21 protein-coding genes, 1 tRNA gene, 1 rRNA gene and 1 pseudogene are annotated in these 23,050 nt (G+C 55.3%); 8 read left to right on the top strand and 16 right to left on the bottom strand.

The window, feature by feature from the left end; all coding sequences use genetic code 11:
- Positions 1-64: 64 nt before the first annotated feature.
- The 5 genes from glcF to B6S09_RS17195 are packed head-to-tail and all read right to left on the bottom strand — an operon-like array spanning position 65 to position 6,468.
- On the bottom strand, positions 65-1,279 hold the full coding sequence (gene glcF, locus B6S09_RS17215) for a glycolate oxidase subunit GlcF (RefSeq protein WP_094279721.1): 1,215 nt from the start codon (positions 1,277-1,279) through the stop codon (positions 65-67).
- A 12-nt stretch (positions 1,280-1,291) separates the two neighbouring features.
- Positions 1,292-2,350, bottom strand: a complete 1,059-nt coding sequence (gene glcE / locus B6S09_RS17210; RefSeq protein ID WP_094279720.1) for a glycolate oxidase subunit GlcE — start codon at positions 2,348-2,350, stop codon at positions 1,292-1,294.
- Positions 2,350-3,792: an FAD-linked oxidase C-terminal domain-containing protein gene (locus B6S09_RS17205; protein WP_094279719.1), complete on the bottom strand. Its 1,443-nt coding sequence runs from the start codon at positions 3,790-3,792 to the stop codon at positions 2,350-2,352. Before B6S09_RS17205 ends, glcE begins: the two co-directional genes overlap by 1 nt.
- Before the next feature lie 18 nt (positions 3,793-3,810).
- Entirely contained in the window at positions 3,811-4,236 is a 426-nt protein-coding gene (locus B6S09_RS17200; protein WP_094279718.1) for a GlcG/HbpS family heme-binding protein, read from the bottom strand.
- A gap of 54 nt (positions 4,237-4,290) precedes the next feature.
- On the bottom strand, positions 4,291-6,468 hold the full coding sequence (locus B6S09_RS17195) for a malate synthase G (protein WP_094279717.1): 2,178 nt from the start codon (positions 6,466-6,468) through the stop codon (positions 4,291-4,293).
- Between the two features lie 206 nt (positions 6,469-6,674).
- Between B6S09_RS17195 and glcC the strand changes: the two genes are divergently transcribed.
- The 3 genes from glcC (at position 6,675) to B6S09_RS18770 (ending at position 9,423) form a co-directional block, all read left to right on the top strand.
- A complete protein-coding gene (glcC, locus tag B6S09_RS17190) occupies positions 6,675-7,466 on the top strand; it encodes a transcriptional regulator GlcC (RefSeq protein ID WP_243832904.1) in 792 nt (263 codons plus the stop codon).
- Positions 7,467-7,769: 303 nt separating this feature from the next.
- The gene (locus tag B6S09_RS18775; protein ID WP_341802697.1) at positions 7,770-8,738 is read left to right on the top strand and encodes an L-lactate permease; all 969 of its coding nucleotides are present in this window, start codon (positions 7,770-7,772) and stop codon (positions 8,736-8,738) included.
- The gene (locus B6S09_RS18770; protein WP_341802698.1) at positions 8,671-9,423 is read left to right on the top strand and encodes an L-lactate permease; all 753 of its coding nucleotides are present in this window, start codon (positions 8,671-8,673) and stop codon (positions 9,421-9,423) included. Before B6S09_RS18775 ends, B6S09_RS18770 begins: the two co-directional genes overlap by 68 nt.
- 63 nt (positions 9,424-9,486) lie before the next feature.
- Here B6S09_RS18770 and metF read toward each other — a convergent pair whose 3' ends face one another.
- The 4 genes and pseudogenes from metF to csiR all read right to left on the bottom strand — a co-directional run bounded on the left by metF (position 9,487) and on the right by csiR (position 11,988).
- A complete protein-coding gene (gene metF, locus B6S09_RS17180) occupies positions 9,487-10,386 on the bottom strand; it encodes a methylenetetrahydrofolate reductase (protein ID WP_094279716.1) in 900 nt (299 codons plus the stop codon).
- A gap of 41 nt (positions 10,387-10,427) precedes the next feature.
- Positions 10,428-10,889 (bottom strand): annotated as a pseudogene (locus B6S09_RS17175) (5-methyltetrahydropteroyltriglutamate--homocysteine S-methyltransferase); the annotation flags it as partial.
- Entirely contained in the window at positions 10,876-11,019 is a 144-nt protein-coding gene (locus B6S09_RS18350; RefSeq protein WP_166670367.1) for a hypothetical protein, read from the bottom strand. The gene B6S09_RS18350 and the pseudogene B6S09_RS17175, both read right to left, overlap by 14 nt.
- Before the next feature lie 279 nt (positions 11,020-11,298).
- Entirely contained in the window at positions 11,299-11,988 is a 690-nt protein-coding gene (gene csiR, locus B6S09_RS17170) for a DNA-binding transcriptional regulator CsiR (protein ID WP_094279714.1), read from the bottom strand.
- 162 nt (positions 11,989-12,150) lie between these two features.
- On the opposite strand from csiR, the gene glaH reads away from it, so the two are divergent.
- A complete protein-coding gene (gene glaH / locus B6S09_RS17165) occupies positions 12,151-13,119 on the top strand; it encodes a glutarate dioxygenase GlaH (protein ID WP_094279713.1) in 969 nt (322 codons plus the stop codon).
- 104 nt (positions 13,120-13,223) lie between these two features.
- Complete coding sequence (gene lhgD, locus B6S09_RS17160) at positions 13,224-14,435, top strand: L-2-hydroxyglutarate dehydrogenase (RefSeq protein WP_094279712.1); 1,212 nt, start codon at positions 13,224-13,226, stop codon at positions 14,433-14,435.
- 93 nt (positions 14,436-14,528) lie between these two features.
- Here lhgD and B6S09_RS17155 read toward each other — a convergent pair whose 3' ends face one another.
- Complete coding sequence (locus B6S09_RS17155; RefSeq protein WP_094279711.1) at positions 14,529-15,125, bottom strand: OmpW family outer membrane protein; 597 nt, start codon at positions 15,123-15,125, stop codon at positions 14,529-14,531.
- A 245-nt stretch (positions 15,126-15,370) separates the two neighbouring features.
- Between B6S09_RS17155 and rnk the strand changes: the two genes are divergently transcribed.
- From rnk to B6S09_RS17140, 3 genes are all read left to right on the top strand, one after another.
- On the top strand, positions 15,371-15,778 hold the full coding sequence (gene rnk, locus B6S09_RS17150; protein ID WP_094279710.1) for a nucleoside diphosphate kinase regulator: 408 nt from the start codon (positions 15,371-15,373) through the stop codon (positions 15,776-15,778).
- A 129-nt stretch (positions 15,779-15,907) separates the two neighbouring features.
- Positions 15,908-16,864 carry an AEC family transporter gene (locus B6S09_RS17145; RefSeq protein ID WP_094279709.1) on the top strand — a complete coding sequence of 319 codons (957 nt, stop codon included), beginning with the start codon at positions 15,908-15,910 and terminating at the stop codon, positions 16,862-16,864.
- A 57-nt stretch (positions 16,865-16,921) separates the two neighbouring features.
- Complete coding sequence (locus tag B6S09_RS17140) at positions 16,922-17,839, top strand: LysR family transcriptional regulator (protein ID WP_094279708.1); 918 nt, start codon at positions 16,922-16,924, stop codon at positions 17,837-17,839.
- On the opposite strand, the gene B6S09_RS17135 is transcribed toward B6S09_RS17140, so the two are convergent.
- From B6S09_RS17135 to rrf, 6 genes are all read right to left on the bottom strand, one after another.
- Positions 17,825-18,520, bottom strand: coding sequence for a phosphatase PAP2 family protein (locus B6S09_RS17135; protein ID WP_094279707.1), 696 nt, complete (start codon positions 18,518-18,520; stop codon positions 17,825-17,827). The genes B6S09_RS17140 and B6S09_RS17135 overlap by 15 nt on opposite strands.
- A 185-nt stretch (positions 18,521-18,705) precedes the next feature.
- A complete protein-coding gene (locus tag B6S09_RS17130) occupies positions 18,706-19,644 on the bottom strand; it encodes a LysR family transcriptional regulator (RefSeq protein WP_094279706.1) in 939 nt (312 codons plus the stop codon).
- A gap of 35 nt (positions 19,645-19,679) precedes the next feature.
- Positions 19,680-21,023 (bottom strand): sodium/glutamate symporter, encoded by a 1,344-nt coding sequence (locus B6S09_RS17125; protein ID WP_094279705.1) that lies wholly within the window; start codon positions 21,021-21,023, stop codon positions 19,680-19,682.
- Positions 21,024-21,058: 35 nt separating this feature from the next.
- Positions 21,059-22,372, bottom strand: a complete 1,314-nt coding sequence (locus tag B6S09_RS17120) for an NAD(P)/FAD-dependent oxidoreductase (protein ID WP_208321799.1) — start codon at positions 22,370-22,372, stop codon at positions 21,059-21,061.
- Positions 22,373-22,820: 448 nt separating this feature from the next.
- Positions 22,821-22,897: transfer RNA gene (locus tag B6S09_RS17115), tRNA-Asp, on the bottom strand.
- A 34-nt stretch (positions 22,898-22,931) separates the two neighbouring features.
- Positions 22,932-23,046 (bottom strand): 5S ribosomal RNA (gene rrf / locus B6S09_RS17110).
- Positions 23,047-23,050: the final 4 nt, after the last annotated feature.

Below are 23,050 nucleotides of genomic sequence, written 5' to 3'. Positions count from 1 at the left end.
ACAGTTCGCCATAACTGCCCGGGCCCTGTCGGGCCCGGGCAAACAGACAAAAATCCTGTCCTGTTTAATTCCGGGGATCGAGCAGCTCTATCCAGTGTTTCACCGGCACCTCCGCCTTGCTGGCTAGGTGCAGCTGACAGCCGACATTGGCAGTCACAATCTGCTCGGGCTGATCTGCCGTCAACGCCGCCAGCTTATTGGTCAGCAGGCTCTGGCTGAGTTCGGGCTGCAGCACCGAGTAGGTACCGGCCGAACCACAGCACAAATGACCGTCCTTGACCGACGTCAGCTCCACTCCCGCCTTGCGCAGAATGTCCTCCACCCGGCCGCCCAGCTTGAGCGCATGCTGCAAGGTACAGGGGCAATGTACCGCCGTCTTCCGGCCGCTGCCGGCCAGATTCAGCCGTGACAACTCTTCCCCATCCAGGACCTCACTCAAGTCCTTCGCCAGCTCGCTCACCCGTTTCGCCTTGTCGGCGTAGACAGGATCATCCCTGAGCTTGTCACCATACTCCTGTACCATGGCGCCACAGCCGGACGCACTGATCACAATGGATTCAGCACCGGCTTCTATATACGGCCACCAGGCATCGATATTACGCCGCATAAAGCCGAGTCCTTCCTCATGAGCAGAAAGGTGATAACTCACCGCACCACAGCAACCTGCGCCAGGAGCCTGCACCAGGCTGACCCCGAGTCGATCCAGTACCCGCGCTGCGGTAGCGTTGGTATCGGGCGTGGCCACCGCCTGGGCACAGCCACCCAGCGCCAGCATCACTCTGGGATGACGGGCCTCAGGCCAGGGACCAGCCGGTTGTGCCGGCGGCACCTTGGCGGCCAGCGCCGCAGGCAACAGCGGCCGGGCGAACCGGCCCAGGGCCAGCAACGGGCCGAACCGGGACGGATAAGGCAGCACCTTGCGCAACAGCCAGCGCACCAGCTGTTGCCCGGCGGGGCGTTCCAGCTCTTCTTCCACCATACCGCGCCCAATCTCGGCCAGGCGGCCATATTGCACCCCGGAGGGGCAGGTGGTTTCGCAACTACGGCAGCTCAGGCAGCGATCCAGGTGGTGACGGGACTTGTCACTGACTTCCCCGCTTTCCAGCATCTGCTTGATCAGGTAAATCCGCCCGCGCGGGCCGTCCCGCTCATCCCCCAGCTCCTGATAAGTAGGGCAGGTAGCCGTACAGAAACCGCAGTGCACACAACTGCGCAGTATGGATTCGGCTTCCTGGACTTCCGGATGGTCCAGGTATTTGACGTTGATCTGAGTACGCATAAATTCTTCCTGTTACATCCAGCTGTAAAGACGGCCCGGATTAAATATCCGGTCCGGGTCCAGGGCGTGCTTCAGCCTGAGCTGCAGCTGCCTGAGCGGCTCTGACTGACGGTGATACACTTCACCCTGGCGGTTACCGCCCCGGTACAGGCCGACCTGCCCCCCGGCCCGCTCGGCCTGCTGCTCCAGTTCGGCCTGCCCGAACTCACCGCGCAACCAGCGCTGACTGCCACCCCAGTCCAGTAACCAGTCGGCAGCGGGCAGAAAATGCTTGGCGGTGGAGGCCACCGAGCAACGCCACAGCGGCTTGTCTCCGGCGAAAAAAGCCAGACGCTGTTCACGCAGGTCATACCAGAAGTCGTCACCTTGCTCCAGCACCTCGCCCGGCCACTGGCTTGCTGTGCCCTGTACCGCACTGGCAGCACCGGATAAACGCAGGTACAGCCGGTTGTCGAGCCAGCAGGCGGCAGTGAGTGGCCGCGGCTGCCCTGCCAGCCGGTTCATTTCGGTGATGGCTTCATCAGCCCCCATTTCACGTACCAGGGTGAGGCTGAGCGCGGGTCTGGGCATCACCTTAAGGCTCACTTCGGTCATGATCCCAAGTGTCCCCATGGCACCCGCCTGCAGCCGGGAGACGTCATAGCCGGCCACGTTTTTCATCACCTGACCGCCGAAACGCAGCAGCTCTCCCCGGCCATTGATCAACCTGAGGCCCAGCACATGATCCCGGATAGAACCACACCAGGGCCGGCCCGGTCCGGACAGGTGACTGGCCAGGGTGCCGCCCAGGGTAGCCTTGCCATCAAACAGAGGCGGATCGCAGGCCAGCATCTGGCCGTGTTCGGCAAGGGCCGCATTGATGTCGGCCAGCGAGGTGCCGGCACGGGCGGTCAGCACCAGCTCAACCGGCTGGTAGCTGACAATGCCTGTATGACCGGCCAGCGCTACCGGCTCGCCTTCGGCAACACGTCCCATAAATGCCTTGCTGTTACCGCCCACGATGTTCAGCTTGCCGCCATCGGCCCGGGCCTGGAGTACCCGTTCGGTAAGTTGCGAAGTCAAATCCTGCATCAGTGCGCCTCCTTGTGATCCAGCGAGCGATATTCCTGACAGTGCTTGAGCAAGGGGATCCCCTTGCCCGGATTAAGCGTGCCACGCGGATCAAACGCCGCTTTAATGGCATGGAACTGAGCCAGCTCCTGCTCGCTGAACTGCACCGTCATCTGGCGAATTTTTTCAATGCCGACGCCGTGCTCACCGGTGATACAACCACCCACTTCCACACACAGCTCCAGGATTTTGCCGCCAAATTCTTCTGTTTTCTCAAACTCGCCGGGCACATTGGCGTCGAACAGGATCAGCGGGTGCAAATTGCCGTCGCCGGCGTGAAACACATTGGCCACCCGCAGGCCGTAATGCGCCGACATCCGCTGCATCTCTGTCAGTACATGAGCCAGTTGGCTGCGGGGAATCGTACCGTCCATACAGTAATAATCAGGCGAGATCCGTCCCACGGCGGGAAAAGCCGATTTACGCCCCTTCCACAGCAGGGCCCGTTCCGCTTCACTCCGGGACACCCGCACCGTGGTTGCTCCCTGCTCGCGGAAAATAGCTTCTACCCGTTCAATATATTCCCGCACCTCTTCCTCTGTGCCGTCCAGCTCGCACAGAAGAAGTGCCTCGGCTTCGGTCGGGTAACCGGCTCTGGCAAAAGCCTCGGCGGCAACAATGGCATGGGAGTCCATCATTTCCAGCCCCGCCGGAATAATACCGCCGGCAATCACCGCCCCTACCGCATCACCGGCCTGCTGCACCTTGTCGAAACCGGCCATGACCACCTGAGCCTGCTCCGGTAACGGCAGCAGTTTCACGGTCACTTCGGTCACCACTCCCAGCAACCCTTCAGAGCCAGTGAATAATGCCAGCAGATCCGGGCCATGGTTATCCAGCCCGTCACCACCCAGCACCAGCTTTTCCCCTTCGACCGTCAGCACTTCCACCTTGAGCAGGTTATGTACGGTAAGGCCGTATTTGAGACAGTGCACACCGCCGGAGTTTTCCGCCACATTGCCACCTATGGTGCAAGCGATCTGGGAGGACGGATCCGGTCCGTAATAAAGACCATGGGCCGCCGCCGCTTCACTGATGGCTAGGTTACGTACTCCCGGCTGTAGCCGGGCGGTGCGGGCCAGCGGATCAATCTCCAGAATGTGCTTGAACCGTGCCAGGGACAGCAGTACGCCGTCGGCGCTGGGCATGGCACCGGCGCACAGGCCGGTGCCCGCTCCCCGTGCCACCACCGGGATCCCATGCTGGTGGCACAGACGCAGCACCTTCTGCACCTGCTCCACCGTCGCCGGCAGCACAACCAGCAGCGGCATCTCGCAATACATGGAAAGCCCGTCACACTCATAGGGCTTTTGGGTTTCCGCGTCGGAAATCACATATTCCGGCTCGATAAAGGCCCGAAAAGCCCGGGCCAGGGCATCTTTGTCCATTGTCTGGCTGCTCATGGCCATCTCCTTGGTCAGTTAACCGAGCCGGGCCAGCAAATAGCGGATACCGGCCTCGGCGCATTCCATATCCTGCTGGGGGGTCCCCGAGCTCAGTCCTATTCCCCCAACCACCTGGCCATCCACGAGCACCGGCAGACCGCCACCGACCACGCTCAGCCGGCCGCCCAGGGCAGTATGGATGCCAAATACCAGATTGCCCGGCACGCAGGCGGCATTATAGTCGTGGGTTGCCTTGCGCGCGGCGGCGGCAGTAAACGCCTTGTCCTGCGCCACGGTAATACTGGTCACCTTGCCGCCGTCCATCCGCTCGAACGCAATCGGGTTACCGGACTCATCCACCACAGAAATGCACATGGGCACCCCTATCTCAATGGCCTTGTAACGTGCGCCTTCGATCAGCAGCAACGCATCTTCGTGACTTAAACGGTTAATGGTAAGCATGATGTTCTTTGATTCCTTTCAGTGATTGATACAACGCCAGTGATGTCCGGGTCTTCACCGCACGGCATCCATCGCCTTGCGCTGCCGCCGGCGGGCGTGTAATACCGGCTCGGTATAGCCGTTAGGTTGCTCGGCACCATGGAACACCAGATCACAGGCCGCCTGAAAAGCCGGCCCGTCGAAACCGGGAGCCATAGGGCGGTAGGCCGGATCAGCCGCGTTCTGAACATCTACCACCGCCGCCATCCGTTGCAGGGTCTCCATCAGTTGTTCCTGCGTACAAACGCCGTGCTGCAGCCAGTTGGCCAGTAACTGACTGGAAATCCGCAGCGTGGCACGATCTTCCATCAGTCCGGTGCCGCTGATATCCAGCACTTTGGAGCAGCCCACGCCCTGGTCCACCCAGCGCACCACATAACCGAGCAGGCCCTGGGCGTTATTGTCCAGCTCTGCCTGGACCTGCTCCACCGACAGCGAGGTTGCCAGTAAAGGCGGCGTCAGTACTTCTTCCAGCCGGGCACGCTCACGTTGCCGCAGCTGCTGCTGACGCACCGGCACCGAGACCTGATGATAGTGGGTGGCATGCAGAGTGGCAGCAGTAGGCGACGGAACCCAGGCACAACTGGCACCGGCCAGCGGGTGAACCTGTTTGGTGGCCAGCATCTGTGCCATCTCATCAGGCTTGGCCCACATGCCCTTGCCGACCTGCGCCTTGCCCTGCAGCCCGCACGCCAGCCCGATATCCAGGTTGCCGTCTTCGTAGGCATTGAGCCAGGGTTGATCTTTGTTCCATTCCTTCGGCATGACCGGACCTGCCGCCATGCTGGTATGAATTTCATCACCGGTCCGGTCAAGAAATCCGGTATTGATGAAGACTAGCCGGTCCTTCACCGCCCGGATACATTCCTTAAGGTTAACGGTGGTACGCCGCTCTTCATCCATCACTCCCACCTTGAGCGTGTGGCGTGCCAGTCCCAGCAAATCCTCCACCCGGTCGAACAGGCGGTTGGTAAAAGCGACTTCCTCCGGGCCGTGCATTTTCGGTTTAACGATGTAAACGCTGCCACAACGACTATTGCGTGGTTGCCCGCTTTGCAGATCGTGCAAGGCGCACAGACTGGTAATTACGCCATCCATGATGCCTTCAGGGATTTCGTTGCCCTGATTGTCCAGAATGGCATCTGTGGTCATCAGATGCCCCACATTCCGCACCAGCAGTAAACTCCGGCCTGGCAAGATGAAGGGGTTACCGTCCGGATCCCGGTAGCTGCGATCAGGTGCCAGGGTGCGGGTATGCTGACGACCGTTCTTGGTAAAGGTTTCGCTCAGATCTCCCTTCATCAGTCCCAGCCAGTTGCGATAAACCCCGACCTTGTCGTCGGCATCCACCGCTGCTACCGAGTCTTCGCAATCCTGAATGGTGGACAGAGCCGACTCCAGCACCACGTCCTTGACCCCGGCCGGGCTCAGCTGGCCGATGGTATGTTCGCGATCAATGTGCAGCTCGATATGCAGATCGTGATGACGCAGCAGAATAATGTCATCCTGCTCACCACCCACACCGGCAAATTGCTCAGGCTGCTGCAGGCCCGTACAGTCACCATTGGACAATAAGGCCTCCAGCCGGCGCTGCCCATTGCTCTCCACCACCCGATAGGCACTGACAGAGGCATGTGATCCTGCCGCCAGTGGCACGGATTGATCGAGCAAAGACTGAGTCCATTCAATCACCCGGCCGGCACGCAAGGGATTAAAGGCACCACTCCGCTCACAACCGTGCTGCTCGTCGATGGCATCCGTGCCGTAAAGCGCATCGTACAGACTGCCCCAACGGGCATTGGCAGCATTCAGTGCAAATCGGGCATTGCTCACCGGCACCACCAGCTGCGGCCCCGCCACCCGGGCAATTTCATCATCGACATTGCTGGTACCGATGGTGAAGTCATCTCCTTCCGGTACCAGATAACCTGTCCGCTCCAGAAACGCCTGGTATTCCACCTGGGACCAGGGTCGTTCGGGATGAGACTGGTACCATTCGTCCAGCTCGGCCTGCAGCTGGTCACGCCGTTGCAGCAGAGCCCGGTTCAGCGGAGCCAGCTCATGCACCAGGCGACCGAAGCCTGCCCAGAATGCCTCTGCCTCGATGCCGGTTCCCGGCAGAATTTCATCCTGCACCAGATGATAGAGATTGGCGGCGATCTGCAGATCCCCCTTGTGCACTGTGTTGCTCATCGTTCTGCGTTCCCTGTAAGTTAGCAAGGTGTCGGGATCCCCCGAAAGTGGAGCAAGGGTGACATTCGCGCTGACGGCCAGTCCAACGTTATCTGCAGTGGTTATACCAGTTTTTTATTTTAAAAATTGTTAACACAAAAAATAAAAGATATATTTATTAATAAGTTAAATGTTAACAAAGATTGTAACTTGAGAAGGATCTTAAAGTGGTAGAACCAATCTCAACGGCTGGAGAACCCATCTCCAGCGCCATCGCCCGACGACTGGAACAATTGATCCTCGACGGCACCCTGCTGCCAGGCAAGAAAATTCCTTCCGAGCGCCAGCTGTCGGAACGACTGGGTGTTTCCCGCACCATATTACGAGAAGCGCTGAAAGAGTTAAGGGGAAGAGGACTGATTGAAACCCGCCAGGGTCAGGGTTCCGTGGTAACCGGCCTGGTGCCCAGGCAAGATACCGACAGCCCCCTGGCCTACCTGTTCAACGATCATCCGCGTACACTTTATGATCTGCTGGAGGTACGGGAGCTGCTTGAAGGACAAGCGGCTTATATGGCTGCCACCCGTGGTACCGAACAGGATTTCCACCGTATCACCCACGCCTTCAATGCCATTGACCAGGCCCCGCCCGCTCAGGCCAATCCCATGGCGGCGGCCCGGCTTGATCACGCCTTTCATCAGTCGATCTGCGAAGCCTCCCATAACCCGGTGCTGGTACATACCCTGCAAAGCCTGATGCAGCTGATGCTGAATACCGTACTGGCCTCCGTGAATAACCTCTACCATCGCGGTCCCTACAAGGAGCAGATAGACCGCCACCATCGCCAGATTTACCACGCAGTGATCGGCCGGCGGCCGGAATGGGCGCGCAAGGCCGCCATCGCCCATATTCGCAATATCCGTGAGCGACTGCTGGAAATAGAGCAGGAAGAGCAGCGATTGGATCGTTCCGGTGGCTGGGAACGCACTTTGATGGGTAAGAAGCCCACGACCGACTAACTGGTACTACCAGCAACGCAATATGTTGAAACCTTAGCCAGGTTTCAACATAACCCCATGTATTTAAATATCTTTTAATAAGAAAGAAATCAGGCTGCTTCTAGAAACTGGTTACACCAGCCCTCAAAACCATAGATAAAAACAAAAAATTAACCGGATAATAACAACCATCGACAGGTGGAATTATCCGGACGTTTCACCCCCAGGCTATCGGCCAGGCAACGGAACAGCCCGCTCTCAGCCCCGTCGACACAGCAGTGACTTTCACTGCCATTGCATTTCATCTTGAAAAGGAATTGAAGAATGATATCTAACACCCTGTTAGCACTACTCGCGTTTTCGCCGATATTGCTGGCCGCCATCTTGCTGCTGGTGCTGCAATGGCCGGCCAAAAAGGCGATGCCCTTCGCCTTCGGGCTGACGGTGGTCATCGCCCTGTTTGTATGGGACATGTCGGCCACCCGCGTCATCGCCTCCAGCCTGCAGGGCATCGCCATGTCGGTGTCCCTGCTGTGGATTATTTTTGGCGCCATCCTGCTGCTCAACACCCTGAAGCACACCGGTGCCATCACTGCCATCCGTAACGGCTTTACCGCCATTTCCCCTGATCGCCGGGTTCAGGCCATCATCGCCGCCTGGTGTTTCGGCTCTTTTATTGAGGGTGCGTCCGGCTTCGGTACTCCGGCGGCCGTTGCCGCCCCTCTGATGGTCGCACTGGGTTTTCCCGCCCTGGCAGCAGTACTGATGGGCATGATGATCCAGAGTACACCCGTTTCCTTCGGTGCCGTGGGGACCCCTATCGTAGTGGGAGTGACCGGCGGCCTTGACACTCAGGCCATGGCTCCGGGGCTGGCCAGCGTCGGTTCCGACTGGCCGGCCTATCTGCAACTGGTCACCGGCAATGTCGCCATTCTTCATGCCATTACCGGCACCCTGATGCCGGTGCTGATGACGATGATGCTGACCCGCTTCTTCGGCAAGAACAGAAGCTGGAAAGAAGGTCTGGAAATAGCCCCTTTCGCACTTTTTGCCGGCCTGGCCTTTACCATCCCCTACGCGCTGACAGGCGTACTACTCGGCCCGGAGTTTCCTTCTTTGCTCGGCGGACTCGTTGGCCTGGCTATCGTGGTAACGGCAGCACGCAAGGGATTTTTTATCCCAGCCAGCCGCTGGGATTTTCCGGAAGAGAAGGAAGGGCCGACCCATGAGCCTGGTGCTGGCCTGGCTGCCCTATATACTACTGCCGGCCCTGCTGGTTCTCAGCCGGACTAACGATACCGTCAAGGGCTGGCTGACCAGCCTGAGTTTCAGCTTCAGCAACATCCTGGGTGAGTCGGGTATCAGCGCCGGCATCCAGCCGCTCTACCTGCCCGGTGGCCTGCTGCTGCTGGTCGCCATTATCGCGGCGTTACTCCAGTCCCGCTCACTGGTTCCCCTGGGCAAAGCCATCGGTGAGTCGGGTAAAACCCTGGTCGGTGCCGGCTTCGTGCTGCTGTTCACCGTCCCCATGGTGCGCATCTTCATCAACTCGGGCGTGAATGCGGCCGACATCGCCAGTATGCCTGTGACCACCGCCACCTTTGCCGCCGATCTGATGGGAGGCTTCTTCCCGGCCGTCAGTGGCGTGATCGGAGCGTTCGGAGCTTTTATCGCCGGCTCCAACACCGTCTCCAACCTGATGCTGGCCCAGTTCCAGTTCGAAACTGCCCAGGCTCTGGGTCTGTCTACCGCTATGATGGTGGCCCTGCAGGCCGTGGGGGCCGCCGCCGGTAACATGGTGGCCATCCACAACGTTGTGGCGGCCTCGGCAACCGTGGGCCTGCTGGGACGGGAAGGCACCACTCTGCGCAAAACAGCACTGCCGACCCTGTACTACCTGACGGTCCTGGGGCTGCTCGGCATGGCTGCTATCTATCTGCTGGGCGCGGCCGACCCGTTAATGGCCCTGCAACGCTGACACTGACGATAAAAAATCCCCCGCTGGCGTCATCACCGGCGGGGGATTTTTATGGCCTGCTGGTTACTTCACCAGCTCTTGAGGACGCACACCCAGACTATGACAGATGGCATACGTCAGCTCGGAGCGGTTCAGGGTGTAGAAATGGAAATCCTTCACGCCTTCCCGGCTCAGTACCCGCACCTGATCCATGGCGATACTGGCACCGACCAGATTCCGGGTGTTCTGATCGTCATCCAGCCCTTCGAAGCGCTGATGCATCCAGGCCGGAATGCGGACATTGGAAAAGCCAGCAAACTTCAGCAGAGTCCTGTAGTTGGACACCGGCAAGATACCCGGCACAATTTCCGCGTCGATACCGACGGTCGCACAGCGATCCCGGAACCTCAGGTAAGACTCCACATCAAAAAAGAACTGAGTGATGGCCCGGTTGGCACCGGCATCGATCTTGCGCTTCAGGCTGAGCAGATCAGCCTGGGCACTTTTCGCCTCAGGATGCACTTCCGGATAGGCGGCCACCGAGATGTCGAAGTCGGCCTCTTCCTTCAGCAGGCTCACCAGGTCGGCAGCATACATGTCGGGCTTTTCCATACCCTGAGGAAGATCGCCACGCAGTGCCACAATCTGGCGAATGCCGTTGTTCCAGTAGTCCCGGGCGATACCGCGTAATTCATCGCGGCTGGCATCAATACAGGTCAGGTGCGGCGCGGCAATCAGGCCGGTTTTATCCTGAATGTCCTTGATTACCTTATGGGTTCTGTCACGGGTGCCGGAGTTAGCACCGTAAGTCACGGAGACAAACTTGGGCTGCAATGTTTTCAGCCGCTCAATGGAGCTCCACAAGGTTTGCTCCATTGCTTCGCTGTTGGGCGGAAAGAACTCAAATGACACATTAATATCGCCATTCAGCTCGGACAGCGACTGATTCAGCGCTTCAACATGACGCGCACTGTGAAAACCCATGATTGTCTCCTGATAACTTACTTTTTATTCAAGTGAATCCATTATGCCTTGACGTCGGCGTAAGCACGGCGCAGCTCAAACGTCGCGGCAACCATGTTGGCCAGGGCGGCACGAGTCTCTTCCCTGTTACGGGTCTTCAAACCGCAGTCGGGATTACCCCAGATACGCTCCTTGGGTAAACGCGCCACGGCTTTTTCGATCAGCTTGACCATATCCTGCACGGTGGGAATACGCGGAGAATGGATGTCGTAGACACCGGGGCCAATCTCGTTGGGATAGGCAAAATCCCGGAACACATCCAGCAATTCCATGTCTGAGCGTGACGTTTCAATGGTAATCACATCCGCATCCAGGCGGGCAATGGACTCGATAATTTCGTTGAATTCAGAATAACACATATGAGTGTGGATCTGAGTAGTGTTCGCTACCGCAGAGGCACTCAGGCGAAATGCTTTTTCGGCCCAGTTCAGATAGGCAGGTTGCTGTGCCTTACGCAGCGGCATGACGGGTTCGCAGGGCCATCGTGCTCAGCTCATCGGAGCCGGACTGCCCTTTCCAGTAAGGCGCCAGCGAAAGTTGCAATTGTTGGCGGTTACCGATGTTGGGAAACCCCAGGTTATGTGACAAGACCATTATATGCTCTCCATACTCCCTTTGAGAAATAGACATCTAGACACCTACGCATCCGAATGTTTACACATCTGAACTTGCAGGTGCAAGAGCATCATTTAAAAAATAATAAATCCTTAATTTGTATCGAGATAAAACTATAAAAGAAAGCGACAACCGGCGGGGTCTATGGCCAAACATGTCCGAAATAGCCAGGGAAGAACATGCTCACAACGTAAACGGGCTTCCGCATGGAAGCCCGTTTTATCAGGAGAAAGAATAACAGGAAGCAAGAAGGACGTGTCAGCCCATCCCCTGTTCAGCCAGCACCCGGGTGATAATGGCCACCGGACTTTGCAGATGTTCACGCATCATGGCTGCCGCCTGAGGGTCCCGCGCAAGAATAGCGTGCAGCAGACTCTGGTGCTCCTGCTGCTTGTCGGCCAGGGCCTGTTCACTGAACACCGTGCGTTTCAGCCACAGATGCCGGTAACGGGCGGCCTGATCCATCAGCATCTGACGTACCACCAGTAACTGAGGCGAGTTACAGCCGGCCGCAACCGCTTCATGAAACGCCTGATGGCGGCCATCCCACTGGTTCAGCTGATCTTCCACTGAATCCAGGTGCGTTACCTTGGCCAGCGCATGATGAGCCGCCACCACTCCGGCCTCCCACAGATCGTCTCCCCGCGCCATGGCCAGCTCCACAATCAGACCTTCCAGCTGAGCGCGGGCATCATAAATATCCTGCAGCTCTGCCACCGACATCGGACTGACGCGAAAACCTCGCTGACTCTCGGCGGTCACCAACCGTTCCGACACCAACTGCGACAACGCTTCCCGCAGCGGGCTTACCCCCAGGCCATAACGGGTTTTCAAGCCACTCATCAGTAGCTTTTCGCCAGGGCTGAAGTAACTTTCAATGATGTCCTGTTTCAGTTGTTGATAGGCAGTACGGGCCAGATTTTCCCGCGGGGCCTCGAGGTTGCTCATGGTGGTGTCTCGTTCGGAATGAATGCGCGCATTATAACGAAATTGTAACGGAGATCATAAAATCACCACTAATGATTGACATAAATCAAAAATGTCGACATTTTATATATACAGCGACATTGGTCGCATTCGTCAACAAAGTATCGATACAAGGAAGCTCCCATGTCTAATATCGCCACCGCCGATTTCGCCAACCATCAGTACCAGGGTTTCACCCTGGCTCCGTCCACCCAGTCTGAACGTCTGCTGGAACTGCGCTTTGATGAAAAAACCGTAAAAGCGTATCTGGAAGCAACTGCCGAGTGGCCGGTACAGGCACTGGAGTACAAATCCTTTCTGCGCTTCCGGGTCGCCCAGATCCTCAATGATCTGTGCGGTCAGGCACTGCAGCCGCTGTTAATTAACACCCTGGTGGATCGCAACACCGGCGGCCTGTTGATCACTCCGGAAGGACTCAACCAGGTAGAGCAGGCCGAAGACATGGTCAAGTTCACCACCGCCGTGGCTCACCTCTTTGGCCGTTCTAATTTTGATGCCATGAGCGGCCAGTATTACGCCCGCTTTGTTGTGCAGAACAAAGACACTTCCGACAGCTACCTGCGCCAGGCCCACAGAGTGATGGAACTGCATAACGACGGTACCTTTGTAGAGCAGGACACCGACTATGTGCTGATGCTGAAGATTGACGAGCAAAACATGGAAGGCGGTAACTCTCTGCTGCTGCACCTGGACGACTGGGAGCATCTGGAGCGTTTCTATGCCGATCCGATGGCCCGCCGGGTAATGCGCTGGGCTGCACCGCCCAGCAAGAACACCACCAAAGACGTGTATCATGCCGTGTTCGACACCGATCGCAGTGGCAAGCCCATCATGTCTTACATCGACCAGTTTGTGCAGCCGAAAAACTATGAAGAAGGTGTCTGGCTGGCAGACCTGTCCGATGCCCTGGAAACCAGTGCCCACCGCCTGTCGGTACCGGTGCCTACCGGATCTTTCCTGTTGATCAACAACCACTTCTGGCTGCACGGCCGTGATAAGTTTATCGCCCACGATGGCCTGCGCCGTGAGCTGATGCGCCAACGCGGTTACTTCACTCATGCCAAAACCCTGAAAAACCCTAACCAGGGCTGAAAACATTGACAAGGTGCCGCTGGCACCCGGATATTCAAAGCAACCATATAAGACCGCCGGGGACAGCCCGGCGTTGTCTTCTCTACTAAAGAGTGAGCAGCACAGTGTTTGATTTTATTATTATCGGCGGCGGCATCGTCGGCATGTCTACCGCCTGGCAGCTTAAAAAAAACTACCCCGACAGCAAAATGCTGTTGCTGGAAAAGGAAAGCGGCCCGGCCCGTCACCAGACCGGTCATAACAGTGGCGTCATCCATGCCGGTGTGTATTACACCCCCGGCAGTCTGAAGGCCAAGTTCTGCCTGGAAGGCAACCTCGCCACCAAGGCCTTTTGCCGCGAACACGATATACCCTTTGACGAATGCGGCAAGCTGCTGGTTGCCACCAACGAGCTGGAAATGGATCGCATGAAGGCACTGTGGGACCGAAGTGAAGCCAACGGCCTGGAGCGCTACTGGCTCAATGCCGACGAGCTGAAAGAGCGAGAGCCCAACATCACCGGCCTGGGCGGTATTTTTGTGCCCTCCAGCGGCATTGTGGACTACAAAAAAGTCACAGCTGCCATGGGCAAGGAGTTTGAGCGTCTGGGCGGTGAAATCCGTTTCAGCACCGAAGTGACCGGCCTTAAAGAGGAAGCGGAGCAGGTAGTGGTGCAGACCACCCAGGGCGACTTCCAGGGCAAGTTCCTGGTGTCCTGCTCCGGCCTGATGGCTGACAGAGTGGTACGCATGCTGGGCCTGGAGCCAGAATTCAAGATTTGCCCCTTCCGCGGCGAGTACTATCTGCTGAAGCCCGAGCACAATCAGATTGTGAATCACCTGATTTATCCGATCCCGGATCCGAACATGCCGTTCCTCGGGGTGCACCTGACCCGTATGATCGACGGCACCGTCACCGTGGGCCCCAATGCCGTGCTGGCATTCAAGCGCGAAGGTTACAACAAGCGTGATATTTCACTGAGTGACACCCTGGAAATGCTCACCTATCCGGGCATCCTCAAGGTACTGATGAAAAACCTCAAACCCGGCCTGACCGAGATGAAGAACTCGCTTAACAAAGCTGGCTACCTGGAACTGGTACGCAAGTACTGCCCCAGCCTCAAGGTTGACGATCTCACCCCCTATCCCGCCGGCATCCGCGCACAGGCGGTATCCAAAGATGGCAAGCTGGTCGATGACTTTTTGTTTGTAAATACCAAGCGCACCCTGAATGTGTGTAATGCACCATCACCGGCAGCGACGTCCGCTATTCCCATCGGTGGTTACATCGTCGATAAAATTAAAGAGCAGGTTGAACTGCCTGTTGCCGAAGTCTGAACCTCTATTTTCAGTAATAAAAAAGGGCAGACCAAAGGTCTGCCCAAAAAAACACTGCCGGGGTTTCATCCCTCAACCCATATTACAAATCAATCAGAAACGGTAACCCAGACCAACCATCAGACCAATAGGATCAATATTGGTGTTGTCTACATGAACACCGTTTACCGTTACATCGGTATCGATATCCATATACCAGACAGAACCATTCACAAACAGATTTTCAGTCACAGCCATATCCACGCCGGCCTGTGCAGCTAATCCCCAGGAATCATCCGCACTCACATTGGTGCCACTGAGCGGCCCTTTGCCGTCTTCATCAAAGAAGAAGGTATAGTTTACACCGGCACCGATATACGGACGTACCTTGCTTTGCGCATTGCCGAAATAATACTGCGCCATCAGTGACGGGGGCAGGTGTTTTACTTTGGCAACTTCGGTACCACCCAGCTCTACACTGTGTGAGAACGGAGTGGCGGCCAGCAGCTCCACACCCCAGTTATCGGTCACCATATAAGAAAGGGTCAGGCCTAACTGTGTGTTGGACTGCACGTCCAGAGTGTCCTCGGTACCGGTAGTCGGGCTAACCATTACAGCACCACCTCGGACCAGAATATCACCGGCCTGGTGAGCGAAAGCAGCGGCAGGGGCCATCAGGGAAGCAGCAACCAGAAGAGCAACTTTTTTCATATTCTGTCCTTAACGTTTTAATCAGGAAATTTTCAGCTGGGGCCAGTGTGCCTTAATAAAGGCGGAACTTTTTTGATTTAACGCAAACTAAGGCTGCTTTTTCAAATAGCGGGGCGCGTTTACACCGGATGAAAAATAGCCTCGGCAACCACTGGTCAAACCCTGCGGCTTGGGGTATATCTTTAGGGATTGGATACAGGCAGCGCTTTTTTGGCGTTGCCTGATTTTTTTGGTTGGAGGTTAATATGGCCCAGTTGCCGCCTGTTATTATTTCTACCCTGGATCTGGCCCGGCTTGAGGCGCTGATTGAAAAGCAACCCGACTCCGATGCGGTACGCCGGCTGGAAGATGAGCTGGAACGTGCGACTGTTGTCGCCCCTCAGGACATGCCCGACAATATTGTCACCATGAACTCGGTCATTCGTTTCAGTATGAACCGTACTGATGAAACCTTTACCAAAACCCTGTGTTTTCCGCGGGACATGGACGGCAGCAAAGATAAAATTTCGGTACTGGCTCCTATTGGCAGTGCCCTGCTTGGTCTGGCAGTAGGCCAGAGCATTGAATGGCCCGGCCCCAATGGCAAACCGCTGACGGTGACCATTACCGACGTGGAATATCAGCCCGAGCGGGCCGGTGATTATCAGTCATAAAAGGTAAAAAGGCGCATTCTCGCGCCTTTTTACCTTTTATGACGTCACGAAAACACCCCCGGCATCTTGCACCGGCAGCCCCATCACTGCATGCTTTCCCTCTGCCTTCAATCACATGTGTATCACATCATGAACGCCCTTGCCGAAAGCCTGTTGTTTTCATTGTCCATTACCGGGCCTATCTGTCTTTTACTGCTGCTGGGCTTCTTCCTTCGCCGCACGCAAATGATGAATGAAGGCTTTATCGACGGTGCCAGCAAACTGGTCTTCAATATCACACTACCGGTACTGCTGTTTACCAGCATTGTCAGTGCCGATATCGCACAGATGGCCAGCCCCGGATTAATTGTTTATGGCATTACCGCCACCCTGATAGTGTATGTCCTGCTGGAGTTGCTGGCTACCCGGCTGACATCACAAAAGGCCTTGCGTGGCATTCTGGTACAAGGTGCCTTTCGTGCCAATATGGGCATTGTTGGCCTGGCTTATGTGCACAACGCCTATGGCAGCCAGGGAGTAGCAGCCATGGCGTTTTACGTGGCCTGCCTGACCATTCTTTTTAATATACTGGCCGTCATCACTCTTAGCCGCAGCCTGAATACCGGCGAGACCGTGAGCCCTAAAGCTATCATGCTTGGTATTATCAAAAACCCGCTGATTATCGGCATTGTGGCCGCCCTGCCCTTTGCCCTTAATGACTGGCAGCTGCCTGACATATTAATGAAAACCGGGGCATCACTGGCACAGATGACGTTGCCGCTTGCCCTGCTGTGCACTGGTGCCAGTCTCAGCCTGAAATCCGGCAAGGAAGATACCGGGCTGTTGCCCGTCATCACGCTGCTGCGCCTGATACTGGTGCCGGGGCTGATTACCCTGGGAGGCTGGGCAGTGGGCTTCAGAGATGCAGAGCTGGTGATGCTCTTTCTTATTAACGCTTCACCTACTGCGGCCGCCAGTTATGTGATGGTGCGGGCCATGGGAGGCAATGCCGTGCTGGCTGCCAATATTATCGCCATCACCACACTGGGCTCTCTGCTTACTGCCAGCTTGGGTGCCACCCTGCTGGGGGCGCTGGGCAAGTTTTGATGCGGGCCACGCCAGAGTCACGTATGGTATTGGTATGACCTATTGCACGAGATAATAATGTCCCGGGAAAAAGCCCTGACGCTGGATGCCCTGCGGGTGCTCGATGCCATTGAACGCCGAGGCAGCTTTGCCGCTGCCGCCGATGAGCTGGGGAAGGTCCCTTCAGCACTCAGCTACACCATTCAAAAACTGGAAGACGAGCTGGACTTGACACTCTTTGATCGCTCCGGCCACAAAACCCGGTTCACTCCGGTGGGCCGGCTGCTGCTGGATCAGGGGCGACATTTGCTTCAGGCGTCAAATCAGCTGGTCGAGTCTGCCCGCGCTCTGGAACGAGGCTGGGAAACCAACCTTACGCTGGCAGTGGATGGAATTCTGCCATGCAAATACCTGTTTCCCGCCATTGAAGCCCTGCTGGGTCAGACCGATACCGACATCCGGCTGTTTCACGAAATCCTGGCCGGCAGCTGGGAAGCACTGGAAACCGGCCGGGCCGACCTGGCTATTACTGCTCTGCAGGAAGACCTGCCGGTGCATGCCAGCATCAAAACCAAGCAGCTGTACCGGGAAACCTTCGTTTATGTGGCTCACCCCGATCATCCCATCCATCATGAAACAGCCCCCATTACTCCGGAAATACTGCAAAAGTACCGGGCTATCGCCGTGGCAGACACCGCTCGTAGCAAACCGCCACTGACCTACCACCTGTTCAATAAGCAGTCACGGCTGACGGTCAGCACCATGCAGGATAAAGTGGATGCCCTCAAGGCAGGCCTGGGAATTTCCACCCTGCCCCAAGCGTGGCTGGGAGAAATGCTTGAACGGGGAGAGCTGAAAAAAATAGCTGGAGCAGAATACCAGAGCGCCGATGTAGTTCTGGCATGGCGCCGGGATGCCATGGGCAAGGCCAAGAGCTGGCTGATCCGCCAGCTGCCGGCCCTGCTGGAACAAGGGAAAAACTCAGTAAATCCGTGATGGCAGAGCGGCCTGTACCCGCGCAATCATGGCATCCATCAGCCCGGTCTGCAACAACCAGGCCAGGCCAAAAGCGGCCACAGCAAACGCGCCCACATAAATATCGGTAAACCAGTGGGCTCCTCCCATGACGCGCGGAGCAGAAAACACCACGACAAACAGGCAGCCCCAGAGCCCCGCCCGCCAGGACAGATAACGCCAGGCAAAAGCGGTAAAGATCATCAGCATCAGCCCGTGATCCCCGGGAAAGCTGTCACCGGAAGCATCTTTGGTCTTGAACGGTGCCAGCTCGGTCAGCCTGAGTACATTGTCAAAGGTCAGGGTCGGACTCGGTCGCTCTACCGGAATTGCGCGTCCCAGCTGATTCAGTCCCACGGCAGTCAGCAGCATAAAGACACCAACGATCACCAGCTGCCGGCGCTGCCCGGCATCGGCTTGGCGATACACGCTGTAATATACGGTTCCCATGGCCAGCAGAGCAACACCATCAAAGGCCCGGTTATTCAGTGCGGCGATCAGGTTGACCCACAACTGACTTTCTCCCAGCTTCTGGTTAAAAAAGTAAAAGACCGCTTTGTCGAGTTCAAACCAGAAACCATGATTCGGCAGCCAGAACCAGCTCCCCAACACGGCAAACGCTGCCAGATTCCAGAACACCAGCTTGTTGTAATTGATAGACATAAGTCCCCCTTAACATGAGGGGTATTGTAAGTAATTTTATCGGTACTGTGCAGCAGTAACGACACATTAGGTCATTTCAGTGTCACACTGGCTCAAACGAAGAAGAGTGCTTCATGGAGGTCAGTAGAGATGCCGCTTTCGACTGTTTCAGTGTCTAACCAGGTAAAGTCCAGAGAGATGGCACGCTAGTCCAAGAAACTAATAAGAGGAAAATGCTTCTGTATTGCCCCTTTAACCGTCTTGGTCAAGAGCCCTTGAAACCGCTTTCGGGCGTAATCTACAAAGTCTTTTGGCAACGTGCTGCTGGTAACAAGATAGACATCCCGAGAATAATTACCTTCGAGCACATTTCTGACGATGAGGTAAGGAGAGAGCGCCGTGATGCTCTGCAGACTGAAAGCAGACACGAGCCCCCATCCAAGGCCTGACGAGACCAACTTGGAAAGAGTATCAAACGAATCCACAGAAACCGTACTTGACACCTGGATGTCATGTTGCTGAAAGATCGACTGGATGCTCTTACCAATCTGAGAGCGTTTGTCGTAACCGATGTAACTTAATTGCTGAACCATTTCACTGAACGTAAGACGGGCTTTGTCGGACGGAGCAATCAGCACATAAGGATCTCTGGCCAGCAGAAATGTATTCTGTGTATTTGATTCAGGCGCAATACTGGCAGTAATAAGCATATCCAGTTCACCAGCCTGGAAGGCCGAGTTCAAGCCGGTGATCACCCCAGACTGTACACTCAGGCTCTGAACTTTGTCGGAGAAATGTTCAACGGCAAGCGGAGCCATGACTGGAGTCAGTGAATCAATGACTCCCAGCCTTAACACTCTCATATGCGAAGAGTGACTTAATTGCAGTTCATTGTGCATATTCATGGCCTGGGACAGCCAGGCTTCACCGAACCTGAACAGTTTCTTACCGGCATCCGTCAGAGTTACCGGACGGCAGTGCCGCTGGATCAGCGGCACTCCGTAGCTGGACTCCAGCTTGGCAATATGCTGAGAAATAGCGGACTGACTTACATTAAGCTGTTTAGCTGCAGCAGAAAAACTTAGCGTCTTTGCTACAGCAGTAAACACCTGTATCTGTTTTAATTCAAAGTCAACCTTTGCCATGCTTCCTTATCACCCACACACATGCCGGCATGTATTCAGGACTGAGCCACCCTCTTGTAACCCGCTTTGGCTGTCAACGTCCTGCTGATCAATCCGACAACCACAAGATAGGCTACCAATCCAGCAATCGCTTCAAATATGAAGCCTTGCATGATCAACCCCGGCATAAACGAAATCAGGATGATATCAAACACAGCTCCCGGCACATACGCAATCGCATAGTCATCGAGAATTGTAGTTTTACGATCCGGATCGGCAATACGCAGCAACAGGATTCCCATGGCGACAGTCCCTGTCATCCAACCCCATGAAAATACACCTTTCTCAAACCATTGGTCACCAAGCATGCGCGGGGCCACATAAAATACCATCACCAAACACAGTAATAACCCAAGCAACATCAACACCACCAGAGGAGCGGCGTAAGCCATCAGCACCATGACCTTAATTGAGGCGATACCAAATACAATCAAATAATCAGTCGCGGTACTGGCTATGTGAGTAAATATTTTGATATCGAAGTGCTTCAGCAAACCAAAACGCTTGAGCAACGTACGGCTCAATGTGCCCAACAGGAAAGCACTGGCAAAGGTAGGGACTGAAATAAAATCATTGAAGCTGGACAGGTAAGAACCCAGATAATAAGCGGCAACAGTAATAAGTAAAACCAGCGCTATGTGCATGGACAGCACATCAATGGAAGAAGCAGATACTGTCTCCTTGCCGATGGCGACCCGATCCGGTGCATTGATAAGTCCCTTGCGGTGGTGTGTTTCCATTTGCTCAAAAGGGGTCAGACCACTGATGTACCCTTTCCTAACACCGTAGCGAATAATGGCCAACCCCATCAGTACAGCGGCAAATACGCCCACAGTAGCAGAGGTCATCGCCAGCGTGGTGGCATCTTCCCAGCCCAACTCGGCAAAGGAATTCCCCATTGCCACAGCAGTACCATGCCCGCCCATAAAGCCGGCAGGCATAATCAAACCAAATGCTGGTGACAGTTCAGGCCAGAATAGGGTGAAAATAAGCGCGCCGGCCACCAGACCTACCAGCCACTGAGACGCAGTTGCTGTTTGGTTAAAGGCCCACAGCTTGCCGGAGCGTGACAGTAACACGGAGGGAGCGGGAAACTCGGTAGACAAGCCAACCCCGGCAAAAATGATGGCAATCAGTACACCGCCATAGCCACCAAATGCTTCAGAGAAGGGCAGAATATCAACGCCTTGAGGTCCCAGTGCAAGGCCGAGCAGACCGGCCAGCAAGGCCACAGGCATAAACAGTTTCTGTACCAAAACCACATTAGTCCGGATCAGCTTGCACAGAAGGATCAAACCGCTGGCAATACCGAAATCAATAGTAAAATCCCAGATATTCATAACATAAACTCCTTTTTAGTTTCCTTGTGAGAACTTTACAGCTCACTGGCCGATTCATACCGGGCGTAGGCCATCCGTGTCTTAACTCCCATACTGAGGAATGGTTCGGGAGGGTTAACAGCTGGCGTTTGGCTAATTTCCAGCATATGAGCCAGACTTTCAGAATCCTGTCCTAGAGCCAATTGAGCCAGCAACTTACCAGTGATACTCCCGCGGGTAGCTCCAACACTCTGGTGAATACCGGAAAAAAGCAGGTTTGGAGCCAGCTCGCCAAAGAACGCCTGATAATTTCGGGATAACGCGCAGGCTCCACCCCAGGTATATTCAAGGGTAAGGTTGTCAAATTGCGGGTACCGGGCCTGTAATCCATCCAGGTGACCTTGCCGTACAGCCCGGCGAGCATCAAGGTTATCGTGATAACGAGGCACGAACTGATAACGATTGCGGATCACCAGACGACGATCCTGGGTCAAGCGTAAGGTGGTTCCACCGTGATCAGCCGGGGTTGCCCCCCAGGACTTCTCATGACGAAATACCATCATTTCCTCAGCGGTCAGCGGTCTGGTCATGCTGGCATAGGTCATGGTTGGGATCATTCGGGAGCGCAGGTAGCCGAACTCCTTGGCAAAGATGTTTGTTGCCAGGATGACTTTCGGAGTCGAGAAGACTGCATCTTGAGTACGAACCGAGAACTGAGCAGCCTGCTTTTTAATATCCAGTACCGGATGTTCTTCGTAAAGTTCGACATTTGCCGGCAAAGTATCGGCAAGCCCATTCACCAGAGCCGCCGGCTGAACTAAGACACACTTATCGGTATAAATAGCTTGGCTGTAATAGTGGGTACCAAGGGCCTCCGAAAGCGGATCCCCCTCAATCAATTGATAAGGATAATCGAAGTTATCGAGCAGAGTGGCGTAATTTCGCAGGAAGCCTATTCCTCTATCACCTACCGCAACCTGATATTTCCCAGCTTCTTCCCAGCCACAATTAATACCATGCTGGTGAACACTTTTCTTCAGATCGGCAATTGCTTCCAGATTCAGACGATAAATTTTTTGCTTTCTGTCCAGGCTGCCAAATTCCAGATCTCGCTTGTGAGGGAGATCAATAAGAAAGCCAGAGTTTCGCCCCGAGGCTCCCTGACCGACTTTCAGAGCTTCAAGTAGTATTACCCTGTGATCCGGTCGCAGCTCGGCATAGGCACGAGCAGCAGCTAGTCCGACAAACCCGCTACCGACAATTACCATGTCCGCCTTTTGTTTACCATGGATCTGCCGACTTGGCCGAGCCGTATTCAACAACTTAAACCAGCCACAGCGCCCGTCATCACGAGGAAGGATAATTGACATATTAAAGCTCCATACAAATTGCCAATCACAGATATATACCCTGTTTGTACCCTTCCATCACCCACTATCAAGTTACCCCAATATTTAATAAGTAGTACTTATAATATGGCGTGGAATGCCGATCTTAAATTCGATCTGCGACCATAAAATATGCCTCTATCAACACTGAAATTAGAAAAATAGACGCTAACGAAGGTAGCCATGCAGACATAGCAGCAAGATAATGTTTAAGCTAAAGAAGGAATAGCAATGCAAAGAATGGATTTCCAGCAGGTGTTATACCAACACGTTTTTCTTTATCAGAACAGATAAGGGGACATACTGAGAAAAGCCCCGATCGTTAAATCGAGGCTTCTTGTCAATTAAACGGGAGAAAAACGTACCGGCGTTGAAGGGCAATGAAGCCTAAACGAAAAAACCCCAGCATTTCTGCTGGGGTTTTAAATAATGGCGGAGCGGACGGGACTCGAACCCGCGACCCCCGGCGTGACAGGCCGGTATTCTAACCAACTGAACTACCGCTCCGCAAAAGCTGTATAGTCAGTGTACTAAATTGGGTGCCTGGCAGTGACCTACTTTCACATGGCAGCTGCCACACTATCATCGGCGCGGTTGCGTTTCACTACTGAGTTCGGCATGGAGTCAGGTGGTTCCACAACGCTATGGCCGCCAGGCATA

The organism is Oceanimonas baumannii (genome assembly GCF_002245495.1).
GTDB lineage: Bacteria > Pseudomonadota > Gammaproteobacteria > Enterobacterales > Aeromonadaceae > Oceanimonas > Oceanimonas baumannii.
The sequence above is the reverse complement of the archived record's forward strand: the minus strand, read 5'-3'. Positions and strand labels throughout refer to the sequence as shown.

Coding starts and splice junctions, on each gene's coding strand:
- B6S09_RS17125 (WP_094279705.1), bottom strand. CDS start 21,023: ATGAATATCTGGGATTTTACTATTGATTTCGGTATTGCCAGCGGTTTG.
- B6S09_RS17205 (WP_094279719.1), bottom strand. CDS start 3,792: ATGAGCAGCCAGACAATGGACAAAGATGCCCTGGCCCGGGCTTTTCGG.
- csiR (WP_094279714.1), bottom strand. CDS start 11,988: ATGAGCAACCTCGAGGCCCCGCGGGAAAATCTGGCCCGTACTGCCTAT.
- B6S09_RS17155 (WP_094279711.1), bottom strand. CDS start 15,125: ATGAAAAAAGTTGCTCTTCTGGTTGCTGCTTCCCTGATGGCCCCTGCC.
- B6S09_RS17120 (WP_208321799.1), bottom strand. CDS start 22,372: ATGTCAATTATCCTTCCTCGTGATGACGGGCGCTGTGGCTGGTTTAAG.
- rnk (WP_094279710.1), top strand. CDS start 15,371: ATGGCCCAGTTGCCGCCTGTTATTATTTCTACCCTGGATCTGGCCCGG.
- B6S09_RS17135 (WP_094279707.1), bottom strand. CDS start 18,520: ATGTCTATCAATTACAACAAGCTGGTGTTCTGGAATCTGGCAGCGTTT.
- glcF (WP_094279721.1), bottom strand. CDS start 1,279: ATGCGTACTCAGATCAACGTCAAATACCTGGACCATCCGGAAGTCCAG.
- B6S09_RS17200 (WP_094279718.1), bottom strand. CDS start 4,236: ATGCTTACCATTAACCGTTTAAGTCACGAAGATGCGTTGCTGCTGATC.
- glcE (WP_094279720.1), bottom strand. CDS start 2,350: ATGCAGGATTTGACTTCGCAACTTACCGAACGGGTACTCCAGGCCCGG.
- metF (WP_094279716.1), bottom strand. CDS start 10,386: ATGGGTTTTCACAGTGCGCGTCATGTTGAAGCGCTGAATCAGTCGCTG.
- B6S09_RS18350 (WP_166670367.1), bottom strand. CDS start 11,019: ATGGTCTTGTCACATAACCTGGGGTTTCCCAACATCGGTAACCGCCAA.
- B6S09_RS17145 (WP_094279709.1), top strand. CDS start 15,908: ATGAACGCCCTTGCCGAAAGCCTGTTGTTTTCATTGTCCATTACCGGG.
- glaH (WP_094279713.1), top strand. CDS start 12,151: ATGTCTAATATCGCCACCGCCGATTTCGCCAACCATCAGTACCAGGGT.
- B6S09_RS17140 (WP_094279708.1), top strand. CDS start 16,922: ATGTCCCGGGAAAAAGCCCTGACGCTGGATGCCCTGCGGGTGCTCGAT.
- B6S09_RS18770 (WP_341802698.1), top strand. CDS start 8,671: ATGAGCCTGGTGCTGGCCTGGCTGCCCTATATACTACTGCCGGCCCTG.
- B6S09_RS17195 (WP_094279717.1), bottom strand. CDS start 6,468: ATGAGCAACACAGTGCACAAGGGGGATCTGCAGATCGCCGCCAATCTC.
- B6S09_RS18775 (WP_341802697.1), top strand. CDS start 7,770: ATGATATCTAACACCCTGTTAGCACTACTCGCGTTTTCGCCGATATTG.
- B6S09_RS17130 (WP_094279706.1), bottom strand. CDS start 19,644: ATGGCAAAGGTTGACTTTGAATTAAAACAGATACAGGTGTTTACTGCT.